This window comes from Caldibacillus thermoamylovorans (genome assembly GCF_000751775.1).
Classification (GTDB): Bacteria; Bacillota; Bacilli; order Bacillales; family Caldibacillaceae; genus Caldifermentibacillus; species Caldifermentibacillus hisashii.
This window is the reverse complement of record NZ_CCRF01000066.1, coordinates 49,292-58,353: the sequence shown is the minus strand read 5'-3', so window position 1 is coordinate 58,353 and position 9,062 is coordinate 49,292. Positions and strand designations below refer to the sequence as shown.

Annotated in this window: 6 protein-coding genes and 2 tRNA genes; all 8 read left to right on the top strand. The window is 36.9% G+C overall.

The genetic code is table 11. The annotated features are described in order from the left end of the window. Window positions 1-334: 334 nt before the first annotated feature. On the top strand, window positions 335-949 hold the full coding sequence (locus BT1A1_RS11780) for an XTP/dITP diphosphatase (RefSeq protein ID WP_034771536.1): 615 nt from the start codon (window positions 335-337) through the stop codon (window positions 947-949). Further along, window positions 946-1,446: a metallophosphoesterase family protein gene (locus tag BT1A1_RS11775; protein WP_034771533.1), complete on the top strand. Its 501-nt coding sequence runs from the start codon at window positions 946-948 to the stop codon at window positions 1,444-1,446. Before BT1A1_RS11780 ends, BT1A1_RS11775 begins: the two co-directional genes overlap by 4 nt. Before the next feature lie 443 nt (window positions 1,447-1,889). Next, window positions 1,890-1,963 (top strand) — tRNA-Arg (locus tag BT1A1_RS11770). 297 nt (window positions 1,964-2,260) lie between these two features. Further along, window positions 2,261-2,334, top strand: a tRNA-Arg gene (locus BT1A1_RS11765). A 461-nt stretch (window positions 2,335-2,795) separates the two neighbouring features. Next, complete coding sequence (locus BT1A1_RS11760) at window positions 2,796-3,791, top strand: tetratricopeptide repeat protein (protein ID WP_081912357.1); 996 nt, start codon at window positions 2,796-2,798, stop codon at window positions 3,789-3,791. A gap of 240 nt (window positions 3,792-4,031) precedes the next feature. Then, window positions 4,032-5,321, top strand: a complete 1,290-nt coding sequence (gene tig / locus BT1A1_RS11755; RefSeq protein ID WP_034771527.1) for a trigger factor — start codon at window positions 4,032-4,034, stop codon at window positions 5,319-5,321. 526 nt (window positions 5,322-5,847) lie between these two features. Continuing rightward, window positions 5,848-7,113, top strand: a complete 1,266-nt coding sequence (clpX, locus tag BT1A1_RS11750) for an ATP-dependent protease ATP-binding subunit ClpX (RefSeq protein WP_034771524.1) — start codon at window positions 5,848-5,850, stop codon at window positions 7,111-7,113. A gap of 190 nt (window positions 7,114-7,303) precedes the next feature. Further along, entirely contained in the window at window positions 7,304-8,983 is a 1,680-nt protein-coding gene (lonB, locus tag BT1A1_RS11745; RefSeq protein WP_034771521.1) for an ATP-dependent protease LonB, read from the top strand. Window positions 8,984-9,062 lie beyond the last annotated feature (79 nt).

Genomic DNA, 9,062 nt, shown 5'->3' with positions numbered 1-9,062 from the left:
TGCCGGAACATGTCAATACTGGCAGTTTTTAATAAAAATTTGCTATAATAAAGATAGAAAGAGGGGGGACAAACCGCCTCTTTTTTTCAATACGGGGAGGATAAAGTATTGGTCAAACATATCGGACAAGTTTTAGTTTCAAACTCCAGACATCTTGTTCTCTACACTTTGAATAATGAAAAATAAGCTAAGTAACAAAAAATATTTTTTCAAAAAACTACTGCGCAAAGTACAATATTTTGTGTCATACTATATATGATACACACTTACCTTTGTGGAAAATCATCAAGAAATTTTTTGGGTATTAATTAAAATAATGAATAAGAGGTAAAGTATGGAAGAATTAATTATTGCAACAAAAAATAAGGGGAAAGCAAAAGAGTTTGAGGAACTATTTGAACCGCTCGGCTTCCGGGTAAAGACACTCCTTGACTACCCGGATGCACCTGATATTGAAGAAACAGGCAAAACTTTTGAGGAAAATGCGTTATTAAAAGCTGTTGGGATTTCCAATATTTTCCAAAAAATAGTAATAGCTGATGATTCCGGGCTTGTCATTGATGCTTTAGATGGGCGCCCTGGTGTTTATTCCGCTCGATATGCAGGAACTGATAAGGATGATGAGGCCAATATTCAAAAAGTCTTGTTTGAAATGAAAGACGTTCCAGAAGAAAAACGCACGGCTCACTTTCATTGCACCTTGGCTTTAGTTGTACCGGGAAAGGATCCCATCATTGTAGAAGGCACTTGTAACGGATTAATACTAACCGAAAAACGCGGAAATAACGGCTTTGGTTATGATCCGATCTTTTATCTCCCTCATTTGAAAAAAACAATGGCAGAAATAACATCTGAGGAAAAAAATCGAATCAGCCACCGGGGAAATGCAATTCGAAAATTATCTGAACATGTCCAAGAAGCTATGGAAAGAGGGGATTTTCTTTCATGAAGGTTTTGATTTGCAGTGACAGTCACGGATTAACGGAAGAACTTATCCAATTAAAAAAAACTCATCCGGATATGGACTATTATATTCATTGTGGTGACTCTGAATTGGACAAAGATCATTCTGCAATTCAAGGCTATCATGTGGTTAGGGGAAATTGTGATTTTGGCAACGATTTTCCTGAACGGGATTTGATTGCAGCCGGAAATGAAAGGATATTTATTACGCATGGGCATCGAGATCATGTCAAAACAAGTTTAATGAATTTACATTACCGGGCTATCGAACAAAATGCAACCATTGTTTGTTTCGGTCATTCCCATGTTCTCGGGGTTGAAAATATTGAAAGAATTTTATTTATTAACCCGGGCAGCATTGCCTTACCACGTATGCGGAAAGAAAGAACGTATGTCATCTTGGAAATAAATGGGAAAACAAAAACTGTTCATGTATACGAATATGGACATGGGGAACTTTTTCAAGAGTCATATGACATCTAATATTTTGGAAGAAGAAGGAAACAATACAGAATTAATTTCTCTTCTCTTCTTCTTCCAAAAAAATTGAACAATATTATTGACATTAATCACAATAGGGCATATAATAAATCTTGTCTTTGATAAATAATTGTGTCCCAGTAGCTCAGCTGGATAGAGCACGCCCGAATAAGCTTCTTTGAATAAACATCAGCGTACCAATCGAACCGCTTCTTGAGTAAGCTTACTGAGATTGGGACGACGGAGTTACCAAATAGACGAAGAAAAAATTATACGATTATTTATATTATGTCCCAGTAGCTCAGCTGGATAGAGCACGCCCGAATAAGCTTCTTTGAATAAACATCAGCGTACCAATCGAACCGCTTCATGAGTAAGCTTACTGAGATTGGGACGACGGAGTTACCAAGTAGACGAAGAAAAAATTATACAAATATTTATATCATGTCCCAGTAGCTCAGCTGGATAGAGCAACGGCCTTCTAAGCCGTCGGTCGGGAGTTCGAATCTCTCCTGGGACGTACTGAAAAGGAAGATCAAAGCCTTGACTTGAAAGGATTTTGAACAGAAAAGGGATGCTAACACAGATATAAATACTGTGGAAGTATCCCTCTTTTTTCACAACAATATTTCCGAAAAGTTCAACAGCCTTCCATGCCGGTAATTTGCCCACATTATCGAATTCCTCTTCGCCGTAATTCGTTTTATGACAACGTTGCAGAAAGTTTTTTTAACTTACTTACCGTAAATATTTCCTGAAATCATTGATGGAAATAATAGAATATGATAAAATATTTAATGTCTTAAATTAAAATTATGTCCCAGTAGCTCAGCTGGATAGAGCGACAGCCTCCTAAGCTGTAGGTCATGAGTTCGAATCTCGTCTGGGACGTTTTGATTTACATTTCAAGTCTTGAAATAATAGGGTTTTAAATAAGTAGGGATACTAGCACAGAATAGAACACTGTGGGTATCCTTTTTTTATACGTTAAGAACGTAAAAGTTTCCAACATAGATCCAAATTGGTGCAGTTGGAAAAATTTTCGTATTAGTTACGTTTAGAATTTTATTTATAGAACTGTTTGCAAGGGCTCCTGAGGTGTTCGACAGACTTTTTGATAAAGTTTGTTTGCAAATTGAACAGCCCGAAATTTTTAACACGCTTATAAAAGAATGATTGGGTAGAGTTGGCGAATCAATTTATTAATTTTCATTGATTACGAAAAGAACGTTCGCTCGTTCACTTTTGAAAAAATTCGAGCACTATTTGCATTAGCCCCAGTCCATCATTTTGCAAAAGTCTATTCCGGTGTTACAATAACTAAAAAAGAAAAAAGCGTGGGATTTGATGTTATGAATGACGATTTTTCAAACTATAAAGTAATTCCTTTCCCCAATTTACCGTTACGCTTATTGGATAAGGGGAGTAATTTATTGATTGAAGGGAGAATTAAGGAAGCTATTCCTTATCTTGAGAAGGCCGAGCAACTGGAACCGGAAAATCCGGATATTTTATATACATTAATTGGTGCTTACCTGGAACAAGGAAATTTTACCAAGGCGAAAATGTTGTTGGAAGAAATGGTTCACACAGGAGTTGGTGATTACTTTGAAACAGTGGAAATATATATGACAGTTCTTTTTCAACTTCATGAGTATAAAAAAATAACTACAATGTTAACAATGTTATTGGATGAGGATCAAGTACCGTTAGAAAAAATTGATCAATATAAGGAATTGCTGGAACTAAGCAGAAATTTAGCAAATGGGATTGATGAGCTACCGACATCGGATGTACATATAAATCTTTTTGAAGATGACTTAAAAACAACGATACAAAATTTGGAAAATCTCGATAAAAACGGAATTGCCCGACATTTACCGGAAATAAAAGAATATCTGGAAAGTGAAACAGGAAATCCTTTTTTAAAAACAATTTTATTGAATGTTTTAAGAGAAAATCATTACGAAGAAAAAGTTGTTGTAAAGAAATTTAATCAAACCGTACAATTGAATATCCAAACCTATGCCGATGTTCAAGATGCGCCTTTTCCCCGGAAAGTCAAAGAGAAATTGGAAGTTCTACTCGTTCATGAAAATCCTAGCTTATTAACGTATGCCGTTACTTTAACCGAACGCTTTTTTTTCATGATCTACCCATTGGAGATGAACTTTTCGAGTTTGGATATATGGGTGAATGCTATCCTCTTTGTTGTTGAAGACTATTTTGACCAGCATACAGATAATATTTCCAATTTATCGGAAATGGAAATGAACAAAGAGGAATTGGCAAAAGCGATAGACTTTATTACCGAGGTGGAACAACAATTTTGGATCACAACACAATGACAATTTGTTCCAAGAGGTGAATTTCGCCTATTTTTCACCCTTTTATCTTGAAACAAATGATTCCTATGATATAATGATATGGTTAGAATGATGTTCTTCTCTTTATACGCCTTGTAAAGTCTTTAGAGCTTGATACATAATTACATTTGCTTTTTGGACGATCATTGAAAGCGGATGAACAAGGTCTACATATAAGAACAATAGTAAATTTTTGATAAATAGTAGTTGGAGGGAAAAGGAATGTCTGCAAAATGGGAAAAATTAGAAGGCAACCAAGGTAAATTAACGGTTGAAGTAGACGCAGAAACATTTAACAAAGCACTCGATCAAGCATTTAAAAAAGTTCAAAAACAATTGAATGTACCTGGATTTCGTAAAGGTCGGGTACCGCGTCAAATCTTTGAACAAAGATTTGGTGTCGAATCTCTTTATCAAGATGCACTAGATATTGTTTTACCGGATGCATATTCAAATGCCATTGACGAAACCGGCATTGAACCGGTTGATCAGCCGGAAATCGATATCGAACAAATTGGTAAAGGTCAATCATTAATTTTCACTGCCGATGTTACAGTAAAACCGGAAGTAAAATTAGGCGAATATAAAGGCCTTGAAGTTCCAAAAGTAAATACGGAAGTAACTGATGAAGATGTTGAAGCAGAACTTAAAGAACTGCAAAAACGCCATGCCGAATTAGTTGTTAAAGAAGATGAACCGGCTGAGCAAGGTGATACAGTTGTTATCGATTTTGAAGGGTTTGTTGACGGAGAAGCTTTTGAAGGCGGTAAAGCAGAAAATCATTCTCTTGAAATCGGTTCTGATTCCTTTATTCCGGGCTTTGAAGAACAATTAGTCGGAGTAAAAGCCGGAGATGAAAAAGAAGTTCAAGTCACTTTCCCGGAAGAATATCATGCAGAAGAATTAGCGGGCAAGCCGGCTGTATTCAAAGTAAAAGTTCATGAAGTAAAACAATTAGTATTACCTGAACTGGACGATGACTTTGCTGTTGATGTCGATGATGAAGTGGAAACATTAGACGCATTAAAAGAAAAAATTGAAAATCGTCTAAAAGATGAAAAAGAACATACTGCAAAACATGAAGTTGAAAATGCGGTAATTGAAAAAGCTGCTGAGAACGCAGAAATTGATATTCCTGAAGTCATGATCGATAATGAAGTTGAACGGATGGTAAAAGAATTTGATCAACGTCTGCAACAACAAGGTCTAAATCTTGAACTGTACTCGCAATTTTCAGGTCAAGATATCGACAACTTGAAAGAAACAATGCGTGAAGATGCTGAAAAACGGGTTCGCGTTAACTTAACGCTAGAGGCGATTGTTAAAGCGGAAAATATTGATGTAACAGAAGAAGAAGTGGAAAAAGAACTTCAAAATATGGCAGAAATGTACAACATGCCGGTGGAACAAATCCAGCAAATTCTTGGTTCAACTGCCGGCATTAAAGAAGAATTGAAATTTAACAAAGCTGTTCAATTATTGGTTGACAACAGTAAGACGGTAGAAGAATAATTAGGAAAACAGATCCATTGTGTTTAAATAAACTAAAGTGAACGAATTAACGGTGTTTAGTTGCACATTTTTAATCAACTTAGATAAAACAAGGCGCGATTTCTTTTCGTGCCTTGTTTTATCCTACTCTTAACGGCAAGGTTTGTCTCCCGCCTCAACTTCGAATGAAAAGGATGCGTGGTTATAGGGGATGCCTGCCTTTAAAAACAATGACAACACTGATGGGAATTCGCTGTATCCCAAAAATGTGTGTTAGGTTCTAGTTTTTACCGTCTTTTTATAAAAATGTTTTGCATAGACTATACATAATCGATTGAATCATTTTATTTTCTTTTCATCAGAACAATATGTTACAATCCATATACATATACATAGAGAAAAACAAAGACTTGGCGTTAACGGCTAAAAGATTAACAAAAGAAATAAACAAATTCATAATAATAATGATCTGCTTTCGGGCACTGTAAAAATACATTCGCAGGGCTTTACTCATATAGATGGTTTATCAAATTAAGGGGTGAAAAAATTGTTTAAATTTAATGATGAAAAAGGACAATTGAAATGTTCCTTCTGCGGAAAATCTCAGGATCAAGTCCGTAAATTGGTTGCCGGTCCGGGCGTTTATATATGCGATGAGTGTATTGAATTATGTACAGAAATTGTGGAAGAGGAATTAGGCAATGATGAAGAATTAGAATTTAAGGATGTTCCAAAACCGACGGAAATTCGAACAATTTTGGATGAATATGTCATCGGTCAAGATCAGGCGAAAAAAACATTGGCCGTTGCGGTTTATAACCATTACAAAAGAATCAATACTAAAAACCGGGTTGATGATGTTGAGTTGTCAAAAAGTAATATTTGTTTGATTGGGCCGACCGGAAGCGGAAAAACTTTACTTGCCCAAACTTTGGCGCGAATTTTAAATGTACCGTTCGCCATTGCGGATGCGACATCTTTAACAGAAGCCGGATATGTTGGTGAGGATGTTGAAAATATTTTGTTAAAATTAATCCAAGCTGCCGACTATGATGTCGAGCGGGCTGAGAAAGGGATTATTTATATTGACGAAATCGACAAAATTGCCCGTAAATCAGAAAACCCGTCGATTACCCGTGACGTTTCGGGTGAAGGTGTCCAACAAGCACTGTTAAAAATTTTAGAAGGTACGGTTGCCAGTGTTCCGCCACAAGGAGGAAGAAAACACCCGCATCAAGAGTTTATTCAAATTGATACGACGAATATTTTATTCATTTGCGGCGGTGCATTTGACGGAATTGAACAAATTATTAAACGCCGTCTAGGTAAAAAAGTTATCGGCTTCGGAACGGATCCGAAAAAAGAAGAAATTGATGAAATGAATTTATTAACCCATGTATTGCCGGAAGACTTATTACAATTTGGCTTAATTCCGGAATTCATCGGACGTCTCCCGGTTATCGCAACGCTTAAAAAATTAGATGAAGCTGCATTAATCGAAATATTAACAAAGCCGAAAAATGCGCTCGTTAAACAATATCAAAAATTATTGGAACTGGATAATGTGGAACTCGAATTTGAAAAGAAAGCATTGGAACAAATTGCGAAAAAGGCAATTGAAAGAAAAACCGGTGCACGTGGTTTACGTTCCATTATTGAAGGAATTATGTTGGATGTGATGTTCGAATTACCATCACGGGAAGATATCGCAAAATGTATTATCACGGAGGAGACGATTACGAAAAACAAACGTCCTCAACTACTATTGAAAGATGGAACGGTTATTGAAGAAGAAGAAAAAACTTCGGCATAACATACAAACATGAATCGATCGGGTTACCATGTAACAGCAAAGTTTTTGTTACATGGTAACTCTTTTTGTATGTGTACTTAAGCTTTTTTGTTTTGTTTTGTAAACATTCTTCAATTGGCAATTTCTTGTTTATTCCCTCGTTCTATAGGAGATACTAAAGAACACAGAATATGCCAATGGAGGGAATACAATGAACTTACCTGGAATCGTGTTAATCATCCAGCTTATCTTCGGGGTTATCATCGGGGTGTATTTTTGGAACTTGTTGCGAAATCAACGGAGCCAAAAAGTATCAATAGACAAAGAATCAAAAAAAGAAATGGAACAATTACAAAAATTACGTTCAATTAAATTGACTGAACCGCTCGCAGAAAAGGTTCGTCCGGCAAGTTTTGAAGATATTATTGGACAGAAAGACGGGATCAAAGCATTAAAAGCCGGTCTTTGTGGCCCCAACCCCCAACATGTCATTATTTACGGACCACCCGGCGTCGGAAAAACAGCTGCAGCAAGACTTGTTCTTGAAGAGGCGAAAAAGCTGGGGATGTCGCCCTTTAAAAAAGACGCAAAATTTATTGAATTGGATGCGACAACGGCAAGATTTGATGAAAGAGGAATTGCTGATCCTTTAATCGGTTCCGTCCATGACCCGATCTACCAAGGGGCCGGTGCGATGGGACAAGCAGGAATCCCACAGCCAAAACAAGGGGCAGTAACGAATGCACATGGTGGTGTTCTCTTTATCGATGAAATTGGTGAATTGCACCCGATTCAAATGAACAAACTGTTGAAAGTTTTGGAAGACCGAAAAGTATTTTTAGAAAGTGCTTATTATAGTGAAGAAAATGCGCAAATCCCCAATTTTATTCATGATATTTTTAAAAATGGACTTCCTGCTGATTTTCGCTTAATTGGTGCGACGACAAGAACACCTGAAGAAATTCCTCCGGCGATTCGTTCGAGATGCATGGAAGTGTTTTTCCGGGAACTTGACCAAGAAGAAATCAAGCAAGTGGCGAAACGAGCGATGGAAAAGGTTCATTTAACGATGAGTGAATATGCATTAGAAAAATTATCACAATATGCGAAAAACGGGCGAGAAGCGGTGAATATGGTACAAATTGCTGCAGGACTTGCGATTACGGAAAATCGAAAAATAATAAAAGATGAAGATATCGAGTGGATCATTCATTCAAGTCAACTTTCTCCACGATTAGAACAAAAAATCTATAAACAACCGGAAGTGGGACTTGTTAACGGTTTGGCTGTTTATGGGCCGAACAGCGGCTCGGTATTGGAAATCGAAGTTGCTGCCATACCTGTTCTGGAAAAAGGAGCAATCACGATTACCGGAATTGTTGAGGAAGAAAGTATTGGAACACAAGGAAAATCAATTAGAAGAAAGAGTATGGCAAAAGGTTCCATTGAAAATGTCATTACCATTTTACGATCATTTGGTGTACCTGCAGATGAATATCATATTCATGTTAATTTTCCGGGCGGCGTACCTGTTGACGGTCCATCAGCGGGAATCGCGATTGCTACCGGAATATATTCGGCCATTTATAAAATTCCGATTCATAATGAAGTTGCCCTAACCGGAGAAATCAGTATTCACGGTAGAGTAAAACCGGTCGGCGGTGTGTATACAAAAATAAAGGCGGCACAAAAAGCAGGTGTAAAAAAAGTGATTATACCGGAAGACAATATGGAATCCATTTTTCATGAAATCGAAGGAGTTGAAGTTATACCGGTCGCCAGTATAAAACAAGTATTTGAATTAGCCTTAATGAAAATACATAATAAAGAAGAGAGCAATCTGCCGGAAACGGCTTTTTCCTATCAAGAGCAAAGAAAAGAAAGTGTATAGAAAAATCACAGGGTAAGCTCGCAAATCATAATGGATATTGGGCGGCATAGATAAAACCTGAAATTCCGGTTTGTCAATG